General features: G+C 50.7%; 17 protein-coding genes. 13 read left to right on the plus strand and 4 right to left on the minus strand.

Annotation, left to right across the window (positions count from 1 at the left end):
• Positions 1–403: 403 nt before the first annotated feature.
• Genes ygeW through arcC form a run of 5 tightly spaced genes read left to right on the plus strand, consistent with a single transcriptional unit; the run spans position 404 to position 6,534 of the window.
• Positions 404–1,591, plus strand: coding sequence for a knotted carbamoyltransferase YgeW (gene ygeW / locus FEK42_RS12500; RefSeq protein WP_001360948.1), 1,188 nt, complete (start codon positions 404–406; stop codon positions 1,589–1,591).
• A gap of 58 nt (positions 1,592–1,649) precedes the next feature.
• Entirely contained in the window at positions 1,650–2,846 is a 1,197-nt protein-coding gene (gene dpaL / locus FEK42_RS12505; RefSeq protein ID WP_130258072.1) for a diaminopropionate ammonia-lyase, read from the plus strand.
• Between the two features lie 57 nt (positions 2,847–2,903).
• Positions 2,904–4,115, plus strand: a complete 1,212-nt coding sequence (locus FEK42_RS12510; protein WP_064529812.1) for a YgeY family selenium metabolism-linked hydrolase — start codon at positions 2,904–2,906, stop codon at positions 4,113–4,115.
• Between the two features lie 53 nt (positions 4,116–4,168).
• On the plus strand, positions 4,169–5,554 hold the full coding sequence (gene hyuA / locus FEK42_RS12515; protein WP_130258070.1) for a D-phenylhydantoinase: 1,386 nt from the start codon (positions 4,169–4,171) through the stop codon (positions 5,552–5,554).
• A gap of 47 nt (positions 5,555–5,601) precedes the next feature.
• Positions 5,602–6,534, plus strand: coding sequence for a carbamate kinase (arcC, locus tag FEK42_RS12520; RefSeq protein WP_130207792.1), 933 nt, complete (start codon positions 5,602–5,604; stop codon positions 6,532–6,534).
• Between the two features lie 219 nt (positions 6,535–6,753).
• On the opposite strand, the gene yqeB is transcribed toward arcC, so the two are convergent.
• Together yqeB and yqeC are read right to left on the minus strand one after the other, a co-directional pair.
• Positions 6,754–8,379 (minus strand): selenium-dependent molybdenum cofactor biosynthesis protein YqeB, encoded by a 1,626-nt coding sequence (gene yqeB, locus FEK42_RS12525; protein WP_135410349.1) that lies wholly within the window; start codon positions 8,377–8,379, stop codon positions 6,754–6,756.
• Between the two features lie 47 nt (positions 8,380–8,426).
• Positions 8,427–9,197 (minus strand): selenium cofactor biosynthesis protein YqeC, encoded by a 771-nt coding sequence (gene yqeC / locus FEK42_RS12530; protein WP_131161991.1) that lies wholly within the window; start codon positions 9,195–9,197, stop codon positions 8,427–8,429.
• 92 nt (positions 9,198–9,289) lie between these two features.
• On the opposite strand from yqeC, the gene mocA reads away from it, so the two are divergent.
• From mocA to ghxQ, 8 genes are all read left to right on the plus strand, one after another.
• Complete coding sequence (gene mocA, locus FEK42_RS12535; protein WP_135492957.1) at positions 9,290–9,868, plus strand: molybdenum cofactor cytidylyltransferase; 579 nt, start codon at positions 9,290–9,292, stop codon at positions 9,866–9,868.
• A 322-nt stretch (positions 9,869–10,190) separates the two neighbouring features.
• Complete coding sequence (ygfK, locus tag FEK42_RS12540) at positions 10,191–13,289, plus strand: putative selenate reductase subunit YgfK (protein WP_135492958.1); 3,099 nt, start codon at positions 10,191–10,193, stop codon at positions 13,287–13,289.
• Positions 13,290–13,291: 2 nt separating this feature from the next.
• On the plus strand, positions 13,292–14,620 hold the full coding sequence (gene ssnA, locus FEK42_RS12545) for a putative aminohydrolase SsnA (RefSeq protein WP_130207802.1): 1,329 nt from the start codon (positions 13,292–13,294) through the stop codon (positions 14,618–14,620).
• A gap of 50 nt (positions 14,621–14,670) precedes the next feature.
• A complete protein-coding gene (ygfM, locus tag FEK42_RS12550) occupies positions 14,671–15,450 on the plus strand; it encodes a molybdopterin-dependent oxidoreductase FAD-binding subunit (protein ID WP_130259390.1) in 780 nt (259 codons plus the stop codon).
• Positions 15,447–18,317, plus strand: coding sequence for a molybdopterin-dependent oxidoreductase Mo/Fe-S-binding subunit (locus FEK42_RS12555; protein ID WP_135410353.1), 2,871 nt, complete (start codon positions 15,447–15,449; stop codon positions 18,315–18,317). The genes ygfM and FEK42_RS12555 overlap by 4 nt, the downstream gene beginning before the upstream one ends.
• A gap of 166 nt (positions 18,318–18,483) precedes the next feature.
• On the plus strand, positions 18,484–19,884 hold the full coding sequence (gene xanQ, locus FEK42_RS12560; RefSeq protein WP_138211842.1) for a xanthine/proton symporter XanQ: 1,401 nt from the start codon (positions 18,484–18,486) through the stop codon (positions 19,882–19,884).
• 17 nt (positions 19,885–19,901) lie between these two features.
• Positions 19,902–21,218 carry a guanine deaminase gene (guaD, locus tag FEK42_RS12565; RefSeq protein ID WP_131162014.1) on the plus strand — a complete coding sequence of 439 codons (1,317 nt, stop codon included), beginning with the start codon at positions 19,902–19,904 and terminating at the stop codon, positions 21,216–21,218.
• A gap of 35 nt (positions 21,219–21,253) precedes the next feature.
• Positions 21,254–22,621, plus strand: a complete 1,368-nt coding sequence (ghxQ, locus tag FEK42_RS12570) for a guanine/hypoxanthine transporter GhxQ (RefSeq protein ID WP_130207810.1) — start codon at positions 21,254–21,256, stop codon at positions 22,619–22,621.
• A 33-nt stretch (positions 22,622–22,654) separates the two neighbouring features.
• Here ghxQ and FEK42_RS12575 read toward each other — a convergent pair whose 3' ends face one another.
• Both FEK42_RS12575 and ygfT read right to left on the minus strand, forming a co-directional pair.
• Entirely contained in the window at positions 22,655–23,143 is a 489-nt protein-coding gene (locus tag FEK42_RS12575; RefSeq protein ID WP_130259394.1) for a 4Fe-4S dicluster domain-containing protein, read from the minus strand.
• Positions 23,143–25,062, minus strand: a complete 1,920-nt coding sequence (gene ygfT, locus FEK42_RS12580; protein WP_135492959.1) for a formate-dependent uric acid utilization protein YgfT — start codon at positions 25,060–25,062, stop codon at positions 23,143–23,145. The genes FEK42_RS12575 and ygfT overlap by 1 nt, the downstream gene beginning before the upstream one ends.
• Between the last annotated feature and the right edge of the window lie 109 nt (positions 25,063–25,171).

Here is a 25,171-nt window from a genome sequence, read left to right on the forward strand (position 1 = left end):
TCAGGCAAAAATCGCTTTGCTAAAAACATAAGATTTTTATCACTTTCTAATGAAATTATGGAAGTGATATCACATTTCTATATCAATATGAGAATTACGGGAGTGAGTTTATCAAACTGACGAGTTTTCACCTGTCCCTTTATCTTATTTCTGATACTTAGCAGCAAATAAATAACTGCGTTAAAAAAGCCAAACGTTTCCGTATATTTTTAACTTCCGTAGTGTGGCGATAATTTGTGATCAATCCCACATATCCCCTGTCAGATTAGCGTTTCGTGACCGCGTAGATAATTCTGGCATGTTTATTGTTAGTCCCTGGTATAGCTGTGAAAACACCAATCACTTTGGCAAGTCACAGTGAAATAAACCACTTTGCCTGTCATTCCACTACCGGGACTTTATGATGAAAACTGTTAATGAGCTGATTAAGGATATCAATTCGCTGACCTCTCACCTGCACGAGAAAGATTTTTTGTTAACGTGGGAACAGACGCCAGATGAACTGAAACAAGTACTGGACGTTGCCGCAGCATTAAAAGCACTGCGTGCTGAAAACATCTCTACCAAAGTCTTTAATAGTGGATTAGGTATTTCCGTATTCCGCGACAACTCCACTCGTACCCGCTTCTCTTATGCTTCTGCGCTTAACCTGCTCGGCCTTGCACAGCAGGATCTTGATGAAGGTAAATCACAGATTGCGCACGGCGAAACTGTCCGTGAAACCGCTAATATGATCTCCTTCTGCGCTGACGCTATCGGTATTCGTGACGATATGTATCTGGGCGCGGGTAACGCCTATATGCGTGAAGTTGGCGCGGCACTCGACGACGGCTATAAGCAAGGCGTACTGCCGCAGCGCCCGGCTTTAGTTAACCTGCAATGCGATATTGACCATCCGACTCAATCAATGGCTGACCTGGCATGGTTACGTGAACACTTTGGTTCACTGGAAAACCTGAAAGGTAAAAAAATCGCCATGACATGGGCATACTCCCCAAGCTATGGCAAACCGCTGTCTGTACCACAAGGCATCATCGGTCTGATGACCCGCTTCGGTATGGATGTCACCCTTGCCCATCCAGAAGGTTATGACCTGATCCCGGATGTCGTTGAAGTCGCTAAAAACAATGCTAAAGCATCCGGCGGCAGCTTCCGTCAGGTAACAAGCATGGAAGAAGCATTCAAAGACGCTGACATCGTTTATCCGAAGTCCTGGGCACCTTACAAAGTGATGGAAGAGCGTACTGAACTGCTGCGCGCTAATGATCACGAAGGACTGAAAGCGCTGGAAAAACAATGTCTGGCACAGAACGCACAGCACAAAGACTGGCATTGTACTGAAGAGATGATGGAGCTGACCCGTGATGGCGAAGCCTTGTATATGCACTGCCTGCCAGCCGATATCAGCGGCGTATCCTGCAAAGAAGGTGAAGTTACTGAAGGTGTATTCGAAAAATACCGTATCGCAACCTACAAAGAAGCCAGCTGGAAGCCATACATCATCGCAGCGATGATCCTGTCCCGTAAATATTCCAAACCAGGCGCACTGCTCGAACAACTGCTGAAAGAAGCACAAGAACGCGTGAAATAACCCCCTCGGGCCGATCGACAGGTCGGCTCTCTATTTTCAGAGGCCAAAAGGATAGGATATGTCCGTTTTCTCATTGAAGATTGATATCGCCGATAACAAATTTTTCAACGGCGAAACATCACCGCTCTTTTCGCAAAGCCAGGCAAAACTGGCGCGCCAGTTCCACCAGAAAATTGCTGGCTATCGCCCAACACCGCTTTGTGCGCTGGACGATCTCGCAAACCTTTTTGGTGTGAAGAAAATTCTCGTTAAGGACGAATCAAAACGATTCGGTCTGAACGCCTTCAAAATGCTCGGCGGTGCGTACGCCATCGCTCAATTATTGTGCGAAAAATATCATCTTGATATCGAAACGCTGTCATTCGAGCATCTGAAAAATGCCATCGGCGAAAAAATGACATTTGCTACAACGACCGACGGCAACCACGGGCGCGGTGTTGCCTGGGCAGCACAGCAACTCGGTCAGAACGCGGTAATTTACATGCCGAAAGGTTCCGCTCAAGAACGCGTTGACGCCATTCTGAACCTCGGAGCCGAGTGCATCGTCACGGATATGAACTATGACGATACCGTTCGCCTGACCATGCAACACGCGCAGCAACACGGCTGGGAAGTGGTGCAAGATACCGCCTGGGAAGGTTACACCAAAATTCCAACCTGGATCATGCAGGGCTACGCCACTCTTGCAGATGAAGCCGTCGAGCAAATGCGTGAAATGGGCGTAACACCAACTCACGTTCTGCTGCAAGCCGGTGTCGGCGCTATGGCCGGCGGCGTACTAGGTTATTTGGTGGATGTTTACACCCCGCAAAATCTGCACAGCATCATTGTTGAACCTGACAAAGCTGACTGTATTTATCGCTCCGGCGTCAAAGGTGACATCGTCAACGTTGGCGGCGATATGGCCACGATTATGGCGGGCCTGGCTTGCGGCGAACCTAACCCTCTGGGCTGGGAAATCTTACGTAACTGTGCCACCCAATTTATCTCCTGTCAGGACAGCGTTGCCGCATTAGGTATGCGCGTGCTGGGTAATCCGTACGGCAACGATCCACGCATCATTTCTGGTGAATCCGGCGCTGTCGGTTTGGGCGTTCTCGCGGCTGTTCATTATCACCCGCAACGTCAAAGCCTGATGGAAAAACTGGCTCTGAACAAAGATGCCGTCGTCCTGGTTATCAGCACCGAAGGCGACACCGACGTGAAGCACTACCGCGAAGTTGTCTGGGAAGGCAAACACTCTGTAGCACCTTAATCACCCTATTGGAACAACTCCCCGCCAAATGGGGAGTAAAAAATCTGGAGAAAAATAATGGCTAAGAATATTCCATTCAAACTGATTCTTGAAAAAGCAAAAGATTACCAGGCAGACATGACTCGCTTCCTGCGCGATATGGTTGCTATTCCCAGTGAAAGCTGCGACGAAAAACGTGTAGTACATCGTATTAAAGAAGAGATGGAAAAAGTCGGCTTCGATAAAGTTGAAATCGATCCAATGGGTAACGTTCTCGGCTATATCGGCCACGGTCCGCGTCTGGTTGCAATGGACGCTCACATCGACACCGTAGGCATTGGTAACATCAAAAACTGGGAATTCGACCCGTACGAAGGCATGGAAACCGACGAGCTGATCGGTGGCCGTGGTACTTCCGACCAGGAAGGCGGCATGGCATCAATGGTTTATGCCGGTAAGATCATTAAAGACCTCGGTCTGGAAGATGAATATACCCTGCTGGTCACCGGTACTGTGCAAGAAGAAGACTGCGACGGTCTGTGCTGGCAGTACATTATTGAACAATCCGGCATTCGCCCGGAATTTGTGGTCAGTACCGAACCAACCGACTGCCAGGTATATCGTGGTCAGCGCGGTCGTATGGAAATTCGCATTGATGTTCAGGGCGTTAGCTGCCATGGTTCAGCACCAGAACGCGGTGATAACGCCATTTTCAAAATGGGCCCGATTCTTGGCGAATTACAAGAACTGTCCCAACGTCTGGGCTATGACGAATTCCTCGGCAAAGGTACTCTGACTGTTTCCGAAATTTTCTTCACCTCACCAAGTCGTTGCGCAGTAGCAGACAGCTGTGCCGTTTCCATCGACCGTCGCCTGACCTGGGGCGAAACCTGGGAAGGCGCGCTGGATGAAATCCGCGCCCTGCCTGCGGTACAGAAAGCCAATGCTGTCGTTTCTATGTACAACTACGACCGTCCGTCCTGGACTGGCCTGGTTTACCCAACCGAATGCTACTTCCCGACCTGGAAAGTGGAAGAAGATCATTTCACCGTTAAAACGCTGGTGAATGCCTACGAAGGTCTGTTTGGCAAAGCACCGGTCGTTGATAAGTGGACGTTCTCAACTAACGGCGTATCCATCATGGGCCGTCACGGCATTCCGGTCATCGGCTTTGGACCAGGTAAAGAACCTGAAGCACACGCGCCAAACGAAAAAACCTGGAAATCTCACCTGGTGACCTGTGCCGCTATGTACGCTGCAATCCCGTTAAGCTGGCTGGCAACAGAATAACTACTCTTCACCTATTTCCCTCCGGTTCGCCGGAGGGTTTTTTGGAGTTTGCTATGCGCGTATTGATCAAAAACGGCACTGTCGTTAACGCAGATGGACAAGCCAAACAGGACTTGCTGATTGAAAGCGGTATTGTCCGCCAGTTAGGCAAAGATATTTCGCCGCAACTCCCCTGTGAAGAAATTGATGCCACTGGCTGTTACGTTTTCCCTGGCGGCGTAGATGTCCATACACATTTCAATATTGATGTCGGCATCGCGCGCAGTTGTGATGATTTTTTTACCGGTACCCGCGCAGCCGCGTGTGGCGGTACAACAACCATTATTGATCATATGGGATTTGGCCCGAATGGCTGCCGATTACGCCATCAACTGGAAGTTTATCGTGGTTATGCCGCCCATAAAGCGGTCATCGACTACAGCTTTCACGGTGTTATCCAGCATATTAATCACGCCATACTCGACGAAATTCCGATGATGGTAGAAGAAGGGCTGAGCAGTTTTAAACTCTATTTAACCTATCAATACAAACTCAACGATGATGAAGTCCTACAGGCATTACGCCGCCTGCATGAATCCGGCGCGCTGACCACTGTACACCCAGAAAATGACGCCGCAATCGCCAGTAAGCGAGCGGAGTTTATCGCCGCCGGGTTAACCGCGCCGCGCTACCACGCCTTGAGCCGACCTCTGGAATGCGAAGCCGAAGCCATCGCAAGAATGATTAACCTGGCACAAATTGCCGGTAACGCCCCGCTCTATATCGTGCACTTGTCTAACGGCTTAGGTCTGGATTATCTGCGCCTTGCTCGCGCGAATCACCAGCCAGTCTGGGTTGAAACCTGCCCGCAATATCTCCTGCTGGACGAACGCAGTTACGATACAGAAGATGGCATGAAGTTCATTCTTAGCCCACCGCTGCGCAACGTTCGCGAGCAGGACAAGCTGTGGTGTGGCATCAGCGATGGTGCGATTGACGTGGTGGCGACCGATCACTGCACCTTCTCGATGGCCCAGCGCCAGCAAATTTCTAAAGGCGATTTCAGCCGCTGCCCAAATGGCTTGCCCGGTGTGGAAAATCGCATGCAGTTGCTGTTCTCCAGTGGCGTAATGACGGGACGTATCACACCGGAGCGTTTTGTTGAATTAACCAGTGCGATGCCCGCAAGGCTGTTTGGCCTGTGGCCACAAAAAGGATTATTAGCACCCGGTTCCGATGGCGACGTGGTGATTATCGACCCACGCCAGAGCCAACAAATTCAGCATCGCCATCTCCACGACAACGCCGACTACTCTCCCTGGGAGGGCTTTACCTGTCAGGGCGCGATTGTCAGAACCTTATCCCGTGGTGAAACGATTTTCTGTGACGGCACCTTTACAGGCAAAGCCGGACGAGGACGTTTCCTGCGACGCAAACCGTTTGTCCCTCCCGTGCTCTAACCACTGCCAGGGATCTATACACAATCAAGAATGATGAGTGAGGAAAAATGAGTAAGAAAATTGTTCTCGCCCTCGGCGGGAATGCGCTGGGCGACGATCTGGCTGGACAAATGAAAGCGGTAAAAATTACGTCTCAGGCAATTGTTGATTTAATTGCCCAGGGACATGAAGTTATCGTCACTCATGGTAATGGACCACAGGTAGGCATGATTAACCAGGCATTCGAAGCCGCTGCAAAAACTGAAGCGCATTCACCGATGCTGCCAATGTCTGTCTGTGTTGCGTTGAGTCAGGGATATATTGGTTACGATCTGCAAAACGCCTTAAGAGAAGAACTGCTTTCTCGTGGCATTAATAAACCCGTTGCAACGCTGGTTACCCAGGTCGAAGTCGACGCTAACGATCCGGCCTTCCTCAACCCAACCAAACCGATCGGTTCGTTCTTTACCGAGCAGGAAGCAGAGCAACTGACAAAACAAGGCTATACCCTGAAAGAAGATGCGGGTCGCGGCTATCGTCGTGTCGTTGCTTCGCCTAAGCCGGTAGATATTGTTGAAAAAGAGACAGTTAAAGCGCTGGTAGATGCAGGACAGGTTGTGATCACCGTTGGCGGTGGCGGTATTCCTGTGATTCGAGAAGGTAACCATCTGCGCGGCGCCAGTGCGGTTATCGATAAAGACTGGGCCAGCGCCCGTTTAGCAGAAATGATCGATGCCGATATGCTGATCATTCTGACTGCTGTAGAAAAAGTGGCGATTAACTTCGGTAAAGAGAATGAGCAGTGGCTCGATCGCCTGTCATTGGCCGATGCAGAACGCTTTATCGAAGAAGGGCATTTTGCAAAAGGTTCTATGCTGCCGAAAGTGGAAGCCGCCGCATCATTTGCCCGCTCTCGCGCAGGTCGCGAAGCACTGATTACCGTGTTGAGCAAAGCGAAAGAAGGGATTGAAGGAAAAACCGGAACGGTGATTTCTCAGTAATTTATTGGCCGGGTGGCGATGCCATTCGGCCAAAGATTGTTAACAAAGTGCGCGTTATTGATGCCGGATGCGGCGTGAACGCCTTACCCACTCTACAAAACATCTAATATTCAATGAGTTGCAAAGCATTTGTAGGCCTGATAAGCACAGCGCATCAGGCAATTTGGCGTTTGTCATCAGTCTCAGGCCGGGTGGGTAATACCATCCGGCCATTTGCATTTAAGCCACTTCCAGTACTTCTTTCGTCGCTTTAACGCCCTGATGCATCAACATCATTAACGCCTCAAGTACGCCACCACCAATCGCTCGGGCTTTGTCAGAAACGCTGGTGAAATCAGCCGTTTCACCACGAGGATCGATATCACCGATTTTAAAGCCACCGACCACCGCCAGCCCGTCATTAAGTAAACCACGCACCATTCCCGTCAGCGGCGCTTTTATTTCATGCTCGCCAATCCAGGCAATAACATCGCCCTCTTGTACCAGATCGCCTAACTTCACGTTGGACCGCATGATACCTGCCGCCGGAGCGCGAATAACTCGCCGGGTGGTATGCCCCATAATATTACCGGGAACGCCAGTGTTCTCCTGTGCGCAACCAGAGTAAATAACCTGTCCCAACCAATGCCCACGATTTGTTTCAATCACCGCATGACAATCTTTACCTGCGGTAAAGCCCGGCCCAAGCGCGATCGTCACTGGAGCCATGTCTGCACGCGTACCCAAATTCTGTTTCGCCAGAATAGCGTCCACCACACAAAGTGGTTTCAGCTCATCAAGCAGTAAACAGTCGGGGTCAACTATCACGGGAATAAACCCACGCTCAGTCAGTTTCATCGCCTCTACAGCGCTGGTTGCCAGTCGGGCGGTGACGCCTTCAACCGTCATTTCGTCATCGAACACGGCCTGGGCAAACGCCACGGTACAACGAATCACCGTCGGTTTTTCCACTTCCAGCATGATCACTTTAAAACCCGCATGATACAGACGTAGCGCCACACCACTGGCGATATCCCCCGCACCGCGAATCACCACCAGCTGGTGTCCGGAAGGATGAGAAGGTTTCATCATCAGCCCACCCGGCGCGTTATTTTTCACCTGTAATATTTCTGCCAGAACGCTGATAGCGATCTCCTGCGGCGTTTCCGCACCTATGTTGTAGCCCACCGGTGCGTGCAAACGGGCAATATGTTCTTCAGCCACGCCTTTCTCACGCAATTGACGCAGGAAAAGCTGAACCTTGCGGCGACTGGCCAGCAACCCCAACCATGCAATGGGCTGTTCAATGAGTTTATCGAGGGCTTCACGATCCTGATTATTCGTGGCAATCAGGACAAAATTATCAGGGCGAATATCCAGTGCATCCACGGCCGCGCCAAACGACTCAGCATGAACAAGCGCAGTTGATGGCGGGAAAAGTTCAGGATTCAGGCTTTCGCGATAAATATCGGCAACAGCAATATCAAACCCCAGCAGTGCTGCGCTTTGGGCTATCGCCCGGTTAACATGCCCCGCGCCGATCAACACCAGCCGGGGTCGCATACCATGTACGCTGATAAACACTGACATTGCGCCTCCGCAATCTGAGCCGACGGCATCCGTGCCGTTACGCGCCATGCGTCCATGGAATAATCGTGGCTTACGTTCCTGCAATGCCTGAAGCGACTCTTCAATCACCTTCCGCTCAACCATTCCCCCGCCAATTGTACCGACGATAGAACCATCGGCGCGCACTAACATTTGTGCAGAATGGCGGGGAGTAGAGCCTCGGCTATCTACAATTTGCGCTATTGCAAAAGGACAATTTTGCTCTTCGAGTTTTGCAGCCTCTGTGAAAATATTCATACCAACCTCAATCGATATCCATTCAGTAACCCGGAAGGCCCGGGCCGCTAATTCACAAATCTGCGCGCGATTGCAGGATGTTCTTGTATATCGCCCAGCCAGATTGCCTCTACGTCATGTTGTTGCAGCGGCTGAAGTAGCTCGCTTTGCGCAATCGCATTCTCACATTGAGAAAAACGGTTAATGAACCAGATTCGTCGACAGCCTTGTGGTACGTTTTTAAACGCGCCCTGAGGGTGACGAACCAGCGCAACGAGATCGCTCAGTTGCAAGGTTGCATCAGGTGTTAACCCGGTAATATCAGCAAACTGCGACCAGCGATGGACATTTTCCGTGCCAACTTGCGCGCCCAAAATATGCCCTCCCATCACAGCAATCACGCAGCAACTGCTTTTGGGTATGCAAGGTTCGTGCTCATCAGGCGCTTTTAACGGCATTCCACGCGAGCCATCTGCCTCAATGAGAATTACGTCACACTCTGGTCGTTGCACCAGTGCATCAATCACTTCTGGCGTAAATCCCTGCACTTTTCCCTGGTTCGCTTTCCAGCGGTGAAAACAAAATGAAATGGGGAATTTGAGAGACGAGTGAGGAAGCATTGCGGGATCACGACAGAAAACCACGGGCCAGTGAGAATCTGGCATAAACATATGTGTGGTCGTAGTAATTAACACGCGCCTGCCTATGGACTGAAATAACTGCGCCAGCCAAAAAAGCAGACTGGTTTTCCCCCCAGCGCCAACAACAGAAATCACAGTGGGGTGTTTCTGCGCGCCTAAATCAATGAATAACGCCGATGGGTCAATTATACTTTTCACGAGTCTTCATGGACCTCTCTGGGGTAAGTACGCATTAATCAGGGAGTAACACATTTTCAGGCGTTATTAGCCCATATAATAATGGAACCACTATGTCAGCCATCGACTGTATAATTACCGCGGCCGGATTATCATCAAGAATGGGGCAATGGAAAATGATGTTACCCTGGCAACAGGGAACAATTCTTGACGCGAGTATCAAAAATGCGTTGCAGTTTTGTAGCCGAATTATTTTGGTCACTGGTTATCGCGGCAATGAACTGCATAATCGCTACGCTAGCCATAGCAACATTACTATTATCTACAATCCAGATTATGCGGAGGGGTTACTGACTTCGGTAAAAGCCGCAGCGCCAGCGGTACAAACAGAACATTGTTTTCTCACTCATGGTGATATGCCAACCATTAATAGAGATATCTTCCTAAAAATCTGGAAGTTACGAAACAACGGAGCCATACTCCCGCTCCATAATGGTACGCCTGGCCATCCGATTTTAATGTCAAAATCCTGCCTGATGCAGGCGGTCAAACAACCTAATGTTACCCATATGCGCCAGGCATTACTCATGGGCGAACATTATTTCGTCGAAATGGAAAATGAAGAAATAATTTTAGATATTGATACTCCAAATGACTTTATTAATGCGCAAAAAAAGTATACTAAAATTTAGAAAAGCCAGTTAAACGATTGCGTTCAAATAATAAATCCACTCAGTACATCTTTATCATAATGATACAGAATCACTGATTTTGAGAAATGAGAAAAAGTGATAAAACGTCTGACAACAATAATACCCAGGAGTGATTTTAATTCTCATTTAACACCTGTGAGATCATTCACAAAAGCCCCTTAAGTTTCGAGGCACTTCACATTTTTTTATATTTCCTGGCGAACATGGCAAGAGTGGTGTGATTGTTGCTCTATCCCCCTAAACCACCGGATTTCTCAATACCGGTCACTCAATGATATCTGTGTAAGCTAAGGAGAGGGTTATGGGGGATATTATGCGTCCCATTCCGTTTGAGGAACTTTTGACGCGCATATTTGATGAATACCAACAACAACGCTCAATCTTTGGTATTCCCGAGCAACAGTTTTACTCACCCGCAAAAGGTAAATCTGTCGGTGTTTTCGGTGAAACCTGTGCGACACCAGTCGGCCCCGCCGCAGGTCCGCACACGCAACTCGCACAAAACATCGTCACTTCCTGGCTGACTGGCGGACGCTTCATCGAACTTAAAACAGTACAAATCCTCGATCGTCTGGAACTGGAAAAGCCCTGTATCGACGCCGAAGACGAGTGTTTTAACACCGAATGGTCCACCGAATTTACCCTGCTTAAAGCGTGGGATGAATACCTCAAAGCCTGGTTCGCCCTGCATCTTCTCGAAGCTATGTTCCAGCCGTCCGAGTCCGGTAAATCATTCATCTTTAATATGAGCGTCGGTTACAACCTCGAAGGCATTAAACAACCACCTATGCAGCAATTCATCGATAATATGATGGACGCGTCTGCACATCCGAAGTTTGCACAATACCGCGATACGCTTCATAAACTACTCCAGGATGACGCATTTTTAGCCCGCCACGGTTTGCAGGAAAAACGTGAAAGCTTGCAGGCCTTATCGGCACGTATCCCCACCAGCATGGTACAAGGCGTTACCCTCTCCACGATGCACGGCTGCCCTCCACATGAAATCGAAGCCATTTGCCGTTACATGCTGGAAGAAAAAGAGCTCAATACCTTCGTGAAACTCAACCCGACTTTATTGGGTTACGCGCGAGTGCGCGAGATTCTCGATAGCTGTGGTTTCGATTACATTGGCTTAAAAGAAGAGTCATTTGATCACGATCTCAAGCTAACCCAGGCGCTGGAAATGCTGGAACGCCTGATAGCGCTGGCGAAAGAAAAATCGCTCGGCTTTGGCGTCAAACTGACTAACACCCTCGGCACCATCAACAATAAAGGCGCTCTGCCTGGCGAAGAGATGTATATGTCCGGGCGTGCGCTGTTCCCGCTCTCCATCAATGTCGCAGCAGTTCTTTCCCGCGCCTTTGACGGCAAACTGCCTATCTCTTATTCCGGTGGTGCCAGCCAGTTAACTATCCGCGATATTTTCGATACCGGTATTCGCCCGATAACCATGGCAACTGACCTGCTGAAACCTGGTGGCTATCTGCGCTTAAGCGCTTGCATGCGCGAACTGGAAGGGTCAGACGCCTGGGAGCTTAACCGTGTTGACGTCGAACGGCTAAACAGGCTGGCAGCAGATGCGCTAACTATGGAATACACCCAGAAACACTGGAAGCCAGAAGAGCGTATTGAAGTGGCAGAAGACCTACCACTGACCGACTGCTACGTTGCCCCCTGTGTTACTGCTTGTGCCATCAAACAGGATATTCCGGAATATATTCGCCTGCTGGGCGAACATCGCTATGCCGACGCGCTGGAACTTATCTACCAACGCAACGCCCTGCCCGCGATTACCGGCCATATTTGCGATCACCAGTGCCAGTACAACTGTACTCGTCTGGATTACGACAGTGCGTTGAATATCCGCGAACTGAAAAAAGTCGCCCTGGAAAAAGGCTGGGATGAATATAAGCAACGCTGGCACAAACCAGCCGGTTCTGGTTCTCGTCATCCGGTTGCTGTAATTGGCGCCGGTCCGGCGGGCCTGGCTGCAGGTTACTTCCTTGCCAGAGCAGGTCATCCGGTCACGCTGTTTGAACGCGAAGCTAACGCGGGCGGCGTGGTGAAAAATATCATTCCTCAGTTCCGTATCCCGGCTGAGTTAATTCAGCACGATATCGATTTTGTTGCCGATCACGGCGTGAAATTTGAGTACGGTTGCTCGCCGGACCTGACCGTCGAACAGTTAAAAAATCAGGGCTTCCACTACGTTCTGATTGCCACAGGTACTGATAAAAATAGCGGTGTGAAACTGGCGGGCGACAACCAGAATGTCTGGAAATCTCTCCCCTTCCTGCGCGAGTACAACAAGGGTACTGCGCTCAAGCTGGGTAAACATGTGGTGGTTGTCGGGGCGGGTAACACCGCAATGGACTGCGCCCGTGCGGCATTACGCGTGCCTGGCGTTGAAAAAGCAACCGTCGTTTACCGTCGTTCACTGCAAGAGATGCCAGCATGGCGCGAAGAGTATGAAGAAGCACTGCACGATGGCGTGGAGTTCCGTTTCCTGAACAATCCTGAACGCTTCGATGCTGATGGCACCTTAACGTTGCGCGTCATGTCACTTGGCGAACCTGATGAGAAAGGTCGCCGCCGCCCGGTAGAAACCAACGAAACGGTAACACTGCACGTAGACAGTTTGATTACCGCCATTGGCGAACAACAGGATACTGAAGCCCTGAATACGATGGGCGTGCCGCTGGACAACAACGGCTGGCCAGACGTCGACCATAACGGTGAAACCCGCCTGACTAATGTCTTTATGATCGGTGACGTACAGCGCGGACCTTCCTCCATTGTCGCGGCTGTCGGCACAGCTCGTCGGGCATCGGATGCCATTCTTAGCCGGGAAAATATCCGTTCACACCAAAGCGATAAATACTGGAACAACGTCAACCCGACGGAAATCTACCAACGCAAAGGCGATATCTCTGTCACCCTGGTGAACAGCGATGATCGTGACGCGTTTGTCGCTCAGGAAGCCGCACGTTGCCTTGAATGTAACTACGTTTGCAGCAAGTGTGTGGATGTCTGCCCGAACCGCGCCAACGTGTCAATTGCGGTCCCTGGATTCCAGAACCGTTTCCAGACACTGCACCTGGACGCCTACTGCAACGAATGCGGCAACTGCGCCCAGTTCTGTCCGTGGAACGGTAAACCGTACAAAGACAAAATCACCGTCTTTAGCCTGTCGCAAGACTTTGATAACAGCAGCAACCCAGGCTTCCTGGTGGAAGATTGCCGAGTACGCGTGCGTCTGAATAACCAAAGCTGGGTGTTAAACATCGACAGCGAAGGCCAGTTCAATAACGTACCGCCAGAGCTGAACGATATGTGCCGCATCATTAGCCATGTCCACCAGCATCATCATTATCTGCTGGGCCGCGTGGAGGTGTAATCATGTTGATTCTGAAGAATGTCACCGCAGTACAGCTACACCCGGCGAAAGTGCAGGAAGGCGTCGATATTGCCATCGAAAATGATGTGATTATCGCTATCGGCAACGCCCTGACACACCGCTACCCTGAAGCCAACTACAAAGAGATGCATGGTCGGATTGTAATGCCGGGGATTGTCTGCTCGCACAACCATTTTTACTCGGGGCTTTCCCGCGGAATTATGGCAAACATCGCCCCCTGCCCGGACTTCATCTCGACGCTGAAAAACCTGTGGTGGCGGCTCGATCGCGCCCTTGATGAAGAATCTCTCTACTACAGCGGACTGATTTGTTCACTGGAAGCAATCAAGAGCGGATGTACATCGGTTATCGATCACCATGCTTCTCCGGCGTATATCGGCGGGTCGCTCTCAACGCTGCGCAACGCATTTTTAAAAGTTGGCCTGCGCGCGATGACCTGTTTTGAAACCACTGACCGTAACAACGGCATTAAAGAGTTACAGGAAGGGGTAGAAGAAAATATCCGCTTCGCCCGTCAGATTGATGATGCGAAGAAAGCGGCAACCGAGCCGTATCTGGTAGAAGCGCATATCGGCGCTCACGCCCCGTTTACCGTGCCGGATGCTGGACTGGAAATGCTGCGCGAAGCAGTGAAAGCTACCGGGCGTGGTTTACACATTCACGCCGCTGAAGACCTTTACGACGTTTCTCACAGTCACCACTGGTACGGCAAAGACCTGCTGGTACGGCTGGCAGAATACGATCTCATCGACAGCAAAACGCTGGTTGCTCACGGTCTATATTTGTCAAAAGAAGATATTGCTCTGCTCAATCAGCGCGATGCGTTCCTGGTGCATAACGCTCGTTCCAACATGAACAACCACGTCGGCTACAACCATCACCTTAGCGATATTCGCAATCTGGCGTTGGGAACCGACGGCATTGGTTCAGACATGTTTGAAGAGATGAAATTCGCCTTCTTTAAACATCGCGATGCGGGTGGTCCGCTATGGCCTGACAGTTTTGCCAAAGCCCTGACTAACGGCAACGAACTGATAAGCCGCAACTTTGGCGCGAAATTTGGCCTCCTGGAAGCCGGTTATAAAGCAGATTTAACCATTTGCGATTACAACTCGCCGACGCCGCTGCTGGCAGACAATATCGCTGGACATATCGCCTTTGGTATGGGGTCAGGCAGCGTTCACAGCGTGATGGTCAACGGCGTGATGGTCTATGAAGATCGTCAGTTTAACTTCGATTGCGATTCCATTTATGCGCAAGCCAGAAAAGCCGCTGCCAGTATGTGGCGTCGTATGGATGCATTGGCATAAATGACAAAAACCCTCTTCCTTCAGGGAAGAGGGTTAAATAAGGAAAGAAGATGATTGAACAATTTTTCAGGCCCGACTCTGTCGAACAGGCGCTGGAACTGAAGCGCCGCTACCAGGATGAAGCCGTCTGGTTTGCCGGCGGCAGCAAACTCAACGCCACGCCAACCCGCACCGATAAAAAGATTGCCATTTCCTTACAGGATCTGGAACTGGACTGGGTTGACTGGGATAACGGCGCACTGCGTATTGGTGCAATGTCTCGCTTACAGCCACTGCGTGATGCGCGCTTTATTCCTGCGGCACTGCGCGAAGCACTCGGTTTTGTTTACTCTCGCCATGTTCGTAATCAGTCGACTATTGGTGGCGAAATCGCCGCCCAGCAGGAAGAATCGGTGTTGCTTCCCGTTCTGCTGGCTCTGGATGCTGAACTGGTTTTTGGCAATGGTGAAACACTGTCAATCGAAGAGTACCTGGCCTGCCCATGCGATCGCCTGCTAACCGAAATCATCATTAAAGATCCGTACCGCACCTGTGCGACTCGCAAAATTAGCCGTTCCCAGGCTGGATTAACGGTAGTGACAGCAGCCGTAGCGTTAACCGACCACGACGGTATGCGAATTGCGCTGGATGGCGTCACCAGTAAAGCACTGCGTCTTCACGATGTCGAAAAACAAAATTTGGAAGGCTATGCACTTGAACAGGCTGTCGCCAACGCCATTTTCCCGCAGGAAGATTTGCGGGGCAGCGTGGCCTATAAACGCTATATCACGGGAGTTCTGGTAGCCGACCTGTATGCCGACTGCCAACAGGCTGGGGAGGAAGCCGTATGAATATCCACTTTACTTTAAATGGCGCGCCCCAGGAGCTAAAGGCCAATCCTGGTGAGAACGTGCAAAAGCTGTTGTTTGGCATGGGTATGCACTCTGTGCGCAACAGTGATGATGGCTTCGGTTTTGCCGGTTCTGACGCGATTCTTTTTAACGGTAATATCCTTAACGCCTCCCTGTTGATAGCAGCACAGTTAGAAAACGCAGACATTCTCACCACTGAATCCTTAGGCAAATGGAATGAATTAAGTCTGGTTCAACAGGCAATGGTTGATGTCGGCGTGGTGCAGTCCGGTTATAACGATCCGGCTGCGGCTCTGATTATCACCGATCTTCTCGATCGCATCGCCACACCAACCCGCGAAGAGATCGACGACGCGCTTTCTGGTCTGTTCAGCCGCGATGCTGGCTGGCAGCAATACTACCAGGTCATTGAACTGGCGGTTGCACGTAAAAATAACCCACAGGCTACGATTGATATCGCCCCAACTTTCCGCGATGACCTTGAAGTTATTGGTAAACATTACCCGAAAACCGACGCTGCCAAAATGGTGCAGGCGAAACCCTGCTATGTTGAAGACCGCGTAACCGCTGACGCCTGCGTCATTAAAATGTTACGTAGCCCACACGCTCACGCACTGATTACCCATCTGGATGTCAGTAAAGCCGAGGCTTTACCGGGCGTTGTTCACGTTATTACTCACCTGAATTGCCCGGATATCTACTACACACCTGGTGGTCAGAGCGCACCGGAACCGTCACCGCTTGACCGCCGTATGTTCGGCAAGAAAATGCGCCACGTCGGCGATCGCGTGGCTGCGGTCGTAGCTGAAAATGAAGAAATTGCGCTCGAAGCACTGAAGCTCATCGACGTTGAATATGAGGTGCTTAAGCCAGTAATGTCGATTGACGAGGCAATGGCGGAAGATGCGCCTGTCGTACACGATGAACCGGTGGTGTATGTTGCTGGTGCGCCAGATACTCTGGAAGACGATAACAGCCATGCAGCCCAGCGCGGCGAGCATATGATCATCAACTTCCCTATCGGTTCTCGCCCTCGCAAAAATATCGCCGCCAGTATTCATGGTCATATTGGTGATATGGACAAAGGCTTTGCCGACGCCGATGTGATCATTGAACGAACCTATAATTCAACTCAGGCACAACAGTGCCCGACTGAAACACACATCTGCTTTACCCGCATGGACGGCGATCGTCTGGTTATCCACGCGTCCACTCAAGTACCGTGGCACCTGCGTCGCCAGGTTGCGCGTCTCGTGGGCATGAAACAGCATAAAGTTCATGTCATTAAAGAACGCGTAGGCGGCGGTTTTGGGTCTAAACAGGACATCCTGCTGGAAGAAGTGTGCGCCTGGGCAACCTGCGTGACCGGGCGTCCGGTACTGTTCCGCTACACCCGTGAAGAAGAGTTTATTGCTAACACCTCTCGTCACGTCGCGAAAGTTACCGTAAAACTGGGGGCCAAAAAAGATGGTCGCCTGACGGCAGTGAAGATGGATTTCCGCGCCAACACAGGACCTTACGGCAACCACTCACTCACCGTACCGTGTAACGGACCGGCGCTATCACTGCCGTTATATCCGTGCGATAACGTCGATTTCCAGGTCACCACCTACTACAGCAACATCTGCCCAAATGGTGCTTATCAGGGTTATGGCGCACCGAAAGGTAACTTCGCTATCACTATGGCATTAGCAGAACTGGCTGAACAGTTGCAGATCGACCAGCTGGAAATTATCGAACGTAACCGGGTACACGAAGGGCAAGAGCTGAAGATTCTCGGCGCAATTGGCGAAGGTAAAGCGCCAACCTCCGTTCCTTCTGCTGCCAGCTGCGCACTGGAAGAGATCCTGCGTCAGGGGCGTGAGATGATCCAATGGTCTTCACCTAAAGCGCAGGAAGGTGACTGGTGCGTGGGTCGTGGCGTCGCCATTATTATGCAGAAATCAGGTATCCCTGATATCGATCAGGCTAACTGCATGATCAAACTGGAATCAGACGGTACATTTATCGTCCATTCTGGTGGTGCTGACATCGGTACGGGTCTGGATACTGTAGTCACTAAACTGGCGGCCGAAGTGCTGCATTGTCCACCGCAGGACGTGCATGTTATCTCCGGTGATACCGATCATGCGTTGTTTGATAAAGGCGCGTATGCCTCGTCCGGCACTTGCTTCTCAGGCAACGCCGCACGTATGGCAGCGGAAAATTTACGCGACAAAATCCTTTTCCACGGCGCGCAAATGTTGGGTGAGCCACTGGAAGATGTTCAACTGGCAACGCCGGGTGTCGTGCGCGGCAAGAAAGGCGAAGTCAGTTTCGGGGATATTGCCCATAAAGGCGAAACTGGTACTGGCTTTGGTTCACTGGTGGGAACAGCCAGTTACATCACGCCTGATTTCGCCTTCCCGTATGGGGCAAACTTCGCTGAAGTGGCCGTCAATACACGTACCGGTGAAATCCGCCTGGATAAATTCTACGCCTTGCTGGATTGCGGTACTCCGGTCAACCCGGAGTTAGCGTTGGGGCAGATCTACGGCGCTACCCTCCGAGCTATCGGCCACAGCATGAGCGAAGAGATCATTTATGACGCCAAAGGACACCCATTAACGCGTGATTTACGCAGCTATGGCGCGCCAAAAATTGGCGACATTCCGCGTGATTTCCGCGCTGTGCTGGTGCCGAGTGACGATAAAGTCGGCCCATTCGGGGCGAAATCAATCTCGGAGATCGGCGTGAACGGTGCAGCACCGGCAATTGCTACCGCAATTCACGATGCTTGCGGCATTTGGTTACGCGAATGGCATTTCACACCGGAGAAAATACTCACCGCACTGAAAAAAATATAAATAATAAATGGCCGCTTCGGCGGCCAGTTTCCCTTGTATTAAAGATAACTAATTAGTAACTGCGAAAATGAGATAAGCCGTTCTCAAGGCGTCCTGCGCCCCAAATTCGTGGGAATTTATTTTACTGATTCAGATGATCAAATTTACTTTATAAAGGAGTGAAGGGATGTCTGATATAAACCATGCAGGTTCTGACCTTATATTTGAACTGGAGGATCGCCCTCCTTTTCATCAGGCTATCGTTGGTGCCATTACCCATCTATTGGCAATTTTCGTCCCAATGGTAACACCCGCGCTAATTGTGGGGGCGGCCTTACAACTTTCCGCAGAAACCACAGCCTACCTGGTTTCCATGGCGATGATCGCTTCTGGTATTGGTACCTGGTTGCAGGTAAATCGTTATGGCATCGTCGGTTCTGGTCTACTCTCAATTCAGTCAGTCAATTTTTCATTTGTGACAGTCATGATTGCGCTGGGTAGCAGCATGAAAAGCGACGGTTTCCATGAAGAATTAATCATGTCGTCACTCCTCGGCGTCTCCTTCGTTGGTGCCTTTCTGGTGGTCGGAGCCTCTTTTATTCTTCCTTATTTACGCAGAGTAATTACTCCCACTGTCAGTGGTATTGTTGTACTGATGATCGGCTTAAGCCTGATTAAAGTTGGCATTATTGATTTTGGCGGTGGTTTTGCCGCCAAGAGCAGTGGCACGTTCGGCAACTACGAGCACCTTGGCGTTGGTTTACTGGTGCTGATTGTGGTTATTGGCTTTAACTGTTGTCGCAGTCCGCTACTACGTATGGGCGGAATCGCCATTGGTCTGTGCGTGGGTTATGCGGTTTCATTATGCCTTGGCATGGTGGACTTCAGCAGTTTACGCAATCTCCCCCTCATTACTATTCCCCATCCTTTCAAATACGGATTTAATTTCAACCTCCATCAGTTCCTGGTGGTCGGCACCATTTATCTGCTTAGTGTGCTGGAAGCGGTAGGGGATATCACCGCCACAGCAATGGTTTCCCGCCGCCCTATCCAGGGAGAAGAATATCAGTCACGCCTGAAAGGCGGCATGCTGGCAGATGGTCTGGTTTCGGTTATCGCCTCCGCCGTCGGTTCATTACCATTAACCACTTTTGCACAAAATAATGGCGTAATACAGATGACTGGCGTCGCTTCACGTTATATCGGGCGCACCATTGCGGTAATGCTGGTTATCCTTGGATTATTTCCGATGATCGGCGGCTTCTTCACCACTATTCCCTCGGCAGTTCTGGGTGGTGCAATGACGTTGATGTTTTCCATGATTGCCATTGCGGGTATCCGCATCATTATTACCAACGGATTAAAGCGCCGTGAAACACTTATTGTCGCCACTTCTTTAGGTTTAGGACTTGGTGTTTCTTATGACCCCGAAATTTTTAAAATATTGCCCGCCTCAATATATGTATTAGTTGAAAATCCTATTTGTGCCGGAGGCCTAACTGCGATTTTATTAAATATTATCCTCCCTGGTGGCTACCGACAGGAAAACGTTCTGCCGGGTATTACCTCTGCGGAAGAGATGGATTAACAGTAAAGGAGTCAATGATGTCAGGGGAACACACGTTAAAAGCAGTACGAGGCAGTTTTATTGATGTCACCCGTACTGTCGATAATCCAGAAGAGATCGCTTCTGCGCTGCGATTTATTGAGGATGGTTTATTACTCATTAAACAGGGGAAAGTGGAATGGTTTGGTGAATGGGAACAGGGCAAGCATCAAATCCCGGACACCATTCGCGTCCGTGATTATCGCGGCAAACTGATAGTACCGGGCTTTGTCGATACGCATATCCATTATCCGCAGAGTGAAATGGTCGGTGCCTATGGCGAGCAGTTACTGGAATGGCTGAATAAACACACCTTCCCTACTGAGCGCCGTTATGAGGATTTAGAGTACGCCCGCGAAATGTCGGCATTCTTCATCAAGCAGCTTTTACGTAACGGAACCACCACGGCGCTGGTGTTTGGTACCGTCCATCCGCAATCCGTTGATGCACTGTTTGAAGCCGCCAGTCATATCAATATGCGCATGATTGCCGGTAAGGTGATGATGGACCGCAACGCACCGGATTATCTGCTCGATACGGCCGAAAGCAGCTATCACCAAAGCAAAGAACTGATCGAACGCTGGCACAAAAATGGTCGTCTGTTATATGCCATTACGCCACGCTTCGCCCCAACATCTTCACCTGAACAGATGGCGATGGCGCAACGCCTGAAAGAAGAGTATCCAGATACGTGGGTACATACCCATCTCTGTGAAAACAAAGATGAAATTGCCTGGGTGAAATCACTCTATCCTGAACATGATGGTTATCTGGATGTTTACCACCAGTACGGCCTGACAGGAAAAAACTGCGTCTTTGCTCACTGCGTCCATCTCGAAGAAAAAGAGTGGGATCGTCTCAGCGAAACCAAATCCAGCATCGCTTTCTGCCCAACTTCAAACCTCTACCTGGGCAGTGGTCTATTCAACCTACAAAAAGCCTGGAAGAAAAAAGTCAAAGTGGGCATGGGAACTGACATTGGTGCCGGAACCACCTTCAACATGCTGCAAACGTTGAATGAAGCCTACAAAGTATTGCAGTTACAGGGATACCGCCTCTCCGCGTATGAAGCGTTTTACCTTGCCACCCTTGGTGGCGCGAAATCTCTGGGCCTTGATGACCTTATCGGCAACTTTTTACCCGGCAAAGAGGCTGATTTTGTGGTGATGGAACCCACGGCCACACCACTACAGCAACTGCGCTATGACAACTCTGTTTCTTTAGTCGACAAATTGTTCGTGATGATGACGTTGGGCGATGACCGTTCGATCTACCGCACCTACGTTGATGGTCGTCTGGTGTACGAACGCAACTAATAATAAAACCTTAACATCCTCGTGAGGACATCATTATGTCTGGAGACATCCTACAAACACCGGTCGCACCAAAGCCACAGGGCGCGCTGGATAGTTATTTTAAAATAACCGCTCGTGGCAGTACCGTTCGCCAGGAAGTACTGGCAGGCTTAACCACCTTTCTGGCCATGGTTTATTCTGTAATCGTGGTTCCCGGCATGTTGGGCAAAGCTGGTTTTCCCCCTGCTGCAGTCTTTGTTGCTACTTGTCTGGTCGCGGGCTTCGGTTCGCTGCTAATGGGGCTGTGGGCCAATTTGCCAATGGCGATCGGCTGCGCCATCTCCTTGACGGCATTTACCGCATTCAGTCTGGTACTCGGGCAACAAATTAGCGTTCCCGTCGCGCTGGGCGCGGTCTTCCTGATGGGCCTCATCTTCACCGCCATCTCCGTAACCGGTATACGAACCTGGATCTTACGCAATTTACCGATGGGTATTGCCCACGGAACAGGCATTGGTATCGGCCTGTTCCTGCTGCTGATTGCAGCTAACGGCGTTGGTATGGTTATCAAAAACCCGATTGAAGGTTTACCGGTAGCGCTCGGGGCATTTACCTCTTTCCCTGTGATGATGAGCTTGCTGGGATTAGCGGTAATTTTTGGTCTGGAGAAGTGCCGCGTACCAGGAGGGATCTTACTGGTAATTATCGCCATCTCGATAATCGGCTTAATCTTTGACCCCGCGGTGGAATACCACGGTCTGGTGGCGATGCCGAGCCTGACAGGAGAAGATGGTAAGTCGCTAATTTTCAGCCTCGACATTATGGGTGCACTCCAGCCAACCGTTCTCCCGAGTGTACTGGCACTGGTGATGACCGCCGTATTTGATGCCACCGGTACCATCCGCGCAGTAGCCGGTCAGGCGAATCTCCTGGATAAAGACAACCAGATAATCAACGGTGGTAAAGCCCTGACCAGCGATTCCGTCAGCTCGATATTTTCTGGGCTGGTAGGTGCTGCGCCTGCGGCGGTCTATATCGAATCTGCTGCAGGAACAGCTGCGGGTGGCAAAACAGGTCTGACAGCGACGATTGTTGGCTTACTGTTCCTGTTGATTCTGTTTTTATCACCGTTATCGTTTCTGATCCCCGGTTATGCCACAGCGCCCGCACTGATGTACGTGGGTCTGCTGATGCTAAGTAACGTCTCAAAACTGGACTTCAATGACTTTATTGATGCGATGGCGGGCCTGGTTTGCGCTGTCTTTATCGTCCTGACCTGTAATATCGTCACCGGCATTATGCTGGGCTTTGTAACTCTCGTAGTGGGTCGTGTTTTTGCTCGCGAATGGAACAAACTCAATATTGGTACTGTCATCATAACTGTCGCCCTGGTCGCGTTTTACGCGGGTGGCTGGGCTATCTAGAAGAACCTCCGCGCCATACAGCGCGGAGTTTTGTCAGAGTGGATTCTTGCCGCTGGCAGCAATACGCTGCTGGCGGACTCGCCTGAGTTCTCCTTCGGTTAACAACTGCAACGCCTGCGTCGGGCAAGATGCAACACAAGCCGGTCCCTCTTCCCGCTGTTCGCAAAGGTCACATTTCACGATTTCTGGCCGAACATTTCCCGGCAACATTTGAATTGTGATCATCCCAAACGGACACGCGCTGACGCAACTCTGGCAGCCGATACAACGGGCAGAATTTGCCTGCACCACCTGCTCACCCATCGTCAGCGCCTGCACGGGGCAGGCCCCAACGCAAGGCGCATTTTCGCACTGGTGACACATCACCGGAGCACTAATTCGATCCAAACGCTGCACCTTTAAGCGAGGCAAAAAGAAGCTGGCATTTAAAGTCTGCTCTGACGGATGGGCGACAACACAGGCTACTTCACAAGTGCGACAGCCAATACAGTCAGCCGGATTAACGATAATTAACGATTTCATCACGATGCCTTCGTATCAAACATAGTTAACATATCGCGCGCCGCCTGCCGTCCTGCCGCCATTGCAGTGACAACGAGATCCGCACCATGAACCGCGTCCCCCCCGGCAAAGACCTTTTTCAGATGCGTCTGAGTAGCGAAATATCCCGCGTCACCGGTTTTAATCAGTCCCCATTTATCGAGTTTTATTCCACTCCCCTGTAACCACGGCATTGCATGTGCCTGAAAACCAAACGCCATAATCAGAACATCGGCGGGCAGTTCAAACTCAGAGCCCGCCACCGGACGTGGACGACGGCGCCCATCTGGTCCCGGCTCGCCCATTGCGGTACGAATCAGGCCCACCGCAGTTAAACGCCCATCATCGTCACAAGCAATATATTGCGGCTGAACATTGAACTGAAACTCAACGCCTTCCTCGCGCGCGTTGACTACCTCTTTACGCGAACCGGGCATACTGACTTCATCACGGCGATACGCGCAGGTCACGCTGGCAGCATTGAGGCGGATGGAAGTACGCAAACAATCCATTGTCGTATCGCCGCCACCCAAAACCACGACGCGTTTACCTTCAACATCCGTCAGCGGATACTCTTCAGACTCCGGCAGTCCCATAAGCTGGCGGGTATGGGCAGTCAGGAACGGGAGCGCCTGAATGACGCCCGGCGCATCTTCATGCGGCAGATCTGCACGCATCATGCCGTAAGTCCCCACGCCGAGGAAAATAGCATCATATTCCGCCGTTAATTCGTTGAAAGAGATATCGCGGCCAATTTCACAATTGAGATGAAAGTCGATTCCCATTGCGGTGAATATCTCCCGCCGCTGGCTTAATACCATTTTATCGAGCTTGAACGGAGGAATGCCAAAAGTCAGCATACCGCCAATTTCTGGATGGCGATCAAAGACATCAACATGAACACCCGCCCTCGCCAGAATGTCGGCACATCCCAGCCCCGCGGGTCCTGCGCCAATCACCGCCACTTTTTCTATGCGGGGAACAACCTGGCTGACATCAGGACGCCAGCCCATCGCCAGCGCAGTATCAGTAATATAGCGTTCCAGATTACCGATAGAGACTGCGCCAGAGTGATCTTTTAAAGTACATGCGCCTTCACAAAGCCGGTCCTGCGGACACACCCTACCGCAAATTTCCGGTAATGAACTGGTCTGGTGGCAGAGTTCTGCCGCTTCAATAATCTTCCCTTCCTGCACCAGGCGGACGTAATCAGGGATAGCGTTATGCAGCGGGCAATGCCAGTTACAGTTGGCTTTTTCGGCGCAATAGACACAACGGTCGCTTTCATACGCTGCTTGTTTTTGATCAAGGCTGCAATAAATTTCGCCAAAGTGGGTCTTCCGCTCGCTTGCTGTAACTTTATCCGCCCCTTTGCGTGGAGTGACAGGGAGCAATGCCTCGCGACGCGATGATTGTGGTTTTTCCGATGCTTTTCCCTCCGCCGTCCTGCGCTGTCGCAGCGTTTTCATCTGCTGCAAGCCGCTCTCATCCATCAGCCGCAACGCCTGGGTTGGGCAGACTTCAATACAGGCTTGCGCGCCGGAATTGCGCTGGTTACAAAGGTCACATTTCTGCGCAATAGCATCGACCATCTCAATTACCCCAAAGGGGCAAGCGATTGCGCATCTTTTACAACCAATGCATTTTTGTTCGTCCAGTTGTACGCTATCGGGCTGGAAAGTCAGGGCATTTACCGGGCAAGCCGTAACGCAGGGGGCATTGTTGCAATGATGGCAAGCCACTGGATTTGCAGCCAGACCTTTCCCAACAACGTGGATACGGGGTCGAAAATCACCATGACTCTGCGGCCAGTTTTCTTGATTATGAGCCACCGCACAGGCAATTTCACAGGCATGACAGCCTATACATTCCGCAGCATCAGCTGCGATAAACTTGTTCATTTGCATCCCTTTCATTTGATGAGTTATGTCTTCTCAAATGTCGCAATGCAATAAACGGGCATATATGAGGAAACGAGTCAGTTTTAATTATAATTTTGTGAGAGATATC

Source organism: Escherichia sp. E2748, from assembly GCF_005781125.1.
Classification (GTDB): Bacteria; Pseudomonadota; Gammaproteobacteria; order Enterobacterales; family Enterobacteriaceae; genus Escherichia.

Coding starts and splice junctions, on each gene's coding strand:
- hyuA (WP_130258070.1), top strand. CDS start 4,169: ATGCGCGTATTGATCAAAAACGGCACTGTCGTTAACGCAGATGGACAA.
- ghxQ (WP_130207810.1), top strand. CDS start 21,254: ATGTCTGGAGACATCCTACAAACACCGGTCGCACCAAAGCCACAGGGC.
- yqeB (WP_135410349.1), bottom strand. CDS start 8,379: ATGAATATTTTCACAGAGGCTGCAAAACTCGAAGAGCAAAATTGTCCT.
- ygfM (WP_130259390.1), top strand. CDS start 14,671: ATGATTGAACAATTTTTCAGGCCCGACTCTGTCGAACAGGCGCTGGAA.
- ssnA (WP_130207802.1), top strand. CDS start 13,292: ATGTTGATTCTGAAGAATGTCACCGCAGTACAGCTACACCCGGCGAAA.
- guaD (WP_131162014.1), top strand. CDS start 19,902: ATGTCAGGGGAACACACGTTAAAAGCAGTACGAGGCAGTTTTATTGAT.
- dpaL (WP_130258072.1), top strand. CDS start 1,650: ATGTCCGTTTTCTCATTGAAGATTGATATCGCCGATAACAAATTTTTC.
- ygeW (WP_001360948.1), top strand. CDS start 404: ATGAAAACTGTTAATGAGCTGATTAAGGATATCAATTCGCTGACCTCT.
- FEK42_RS12510 (WP_064529812.1), top strand. CDS start 2,904: ATGGCTAAGAATATTCCATTCAAACTGATTCTTGAAAAAGCAAAAGAT.
- xanQ (WP_138211842.1), top strand. CDS start 18,484: ATGTCTGATATAAACCATGCAGGTTCTGACCTTATATTTGAACTGGAG.
- ygfT (WP_135492959.1), bottom strand. CDS start 25,062: ATGAACAAGTTTATCGCAGCTGATGCTGCGGAATGTATAGGCTGTCAT.
- mocA (WP_135492957.1), top strand. CDS start 9,290: ATGTCAGCCATCGACTGTATAATTACCGCGGCCGGATTATCATCAAGA.
- FEK42_RS12575 (WP_130259394.1), bottom strand. CDS start 23,143: ATGAAATCGTTAATTATCGTTAATCCGGCTGACTGTATTGGCTGTCGC.
- ygfK (WP_135492958.1), top strand. CDS start 10,191: ATGGGGGATATTATGCGTCCCATTCCGTTTGAGGAACTTTTGACGCGC.
- arcC (WP_130207792.1), top strand. CDS start 5,602: ATGAGTAAGAAAATTGTTCTCGCCCTCGGCGGGAATGCGCTGGGCGAC.
- FEK42_RS12555 (WP_135410353.1), top strand. CDS start 15,447: ATGAATATCCACTTTACTTTAAATGGCGCGCCCCAGGAGCTAAAGGCC.